Genomic DNA, 1,007 nt, shown 5'->3' with positions numbered 1-1,007 from the left:
TTGCGGCGTACCAATTGGGACAGGCGAAGAATACCCTGACGCATATCCACAGGAGTGCAACAAACCCGAAAAACATTTGTTTCGTTGAGTACAAACATAAGTTTTTCGGGCAAAGGTAGTAAAGTAAGAATGTTACACAAAGGCGGCTAATATTGGATGCTTACCATAAGGTTGTCTTACCGACTCCGCCTTTTTGGTTTGCAAAAAGGACGATTCTGTTTTCTTGTTGTTCCATCGTCAGCCCTCCTAATTGATTTTGGTAAAACCTTCTTCTGGTACATAGCCTATACTGGTTGATATGTCAGAAGGCAGTATTTCGACGTTCAAAGTCTGGTCACGAATAACTTTTTCATCTTTATACACCGTGGCACGGACACTTACTTTACCCTCCTGTCTGTCAGAGTTGGTAAGAATAAGTGAGGCAGAGAAAGACGAGTAAGAGCCCTTGATTTGGGCAGATGCTGTTGAGAAAGGGTTATCTTCATAGTGCTGCTCCCAAAACATATTAACATCTTTACCTGTCGAGGTGTGAATATCCTTTCCTTTCCCCTTTAAGTCCCAGGCATTGAATGAAATGAAAGGATTAAACTTGGCGTAATCACCTTGCATCGAAATTTCCATTCTTATGATGGAGTTCTCTGCATTAATAGCTTCTACGCCGTCGTCAGAATTAGAACCGCATGAAGCAATAAACAATGGCAAAGACAGAAACGCTGTCATTGCTGCAACCATAAAATAATGTTTCTTCATTTTTATCATATTTAAATACACGTTACTACCTATGCTCCCAAGAGGGATTTGATTGTTGCGGTTTTAAAGATAAACCTGCTAAAACAACAATCTCCATAGTTTGGTAGGTCACTTGGATAAATGTCCATTGGAGAGGGACCCCATAACATGTAATTCGCTCACAACAGTACAAGTCTGCCTTGACACCCGAACAAAGGGGGAGAGCAATTAATATGATGTTGCAAAGATAGAAAAAGTCTGCCAATGTTGCAAGAAAA

1 protein-coding gene is annotated in these 1,007 nt (G+C 40.6%); it reads right to left on the bottom strand.

The features are described 5' to 3' along the window. Nucleotides 1–246: 246 nt before the first annotated feature. Entirely contained in the window at nucleotides 247–750 is a 504-nt protein-coding gene (locus CZ367_RS13645) for a hypothetical protein (protein ID WP_237581455.1), read from the bottom strand. Between the last annotated feature and the right edge of the window lie 257 nt (nucleotides 751–1,007).

The sequence above is a fragment of the Prevotella ihumii genome (assembly GCF_900155655.1).
GTDB lineage: Bacteria > Bacteroidota > Bacteroidia > Bacteroidales > Bacteroidaceae > Prevotella > Prevotella ihumii.
Note: the sequence above shows the minus strand (reverse complement) of the source record. Positions and strands in the feature narration are given on the sequence as shown.

Coding starts and splice junctions, on each gene's coding strand:
- CZ367_RS13645 (WP_237581455.1), bottom strand. CDS start 750: ATGAAGAAACATTATTTTATGGTTGCAGCAATGACAGCGTTTCTGTCT.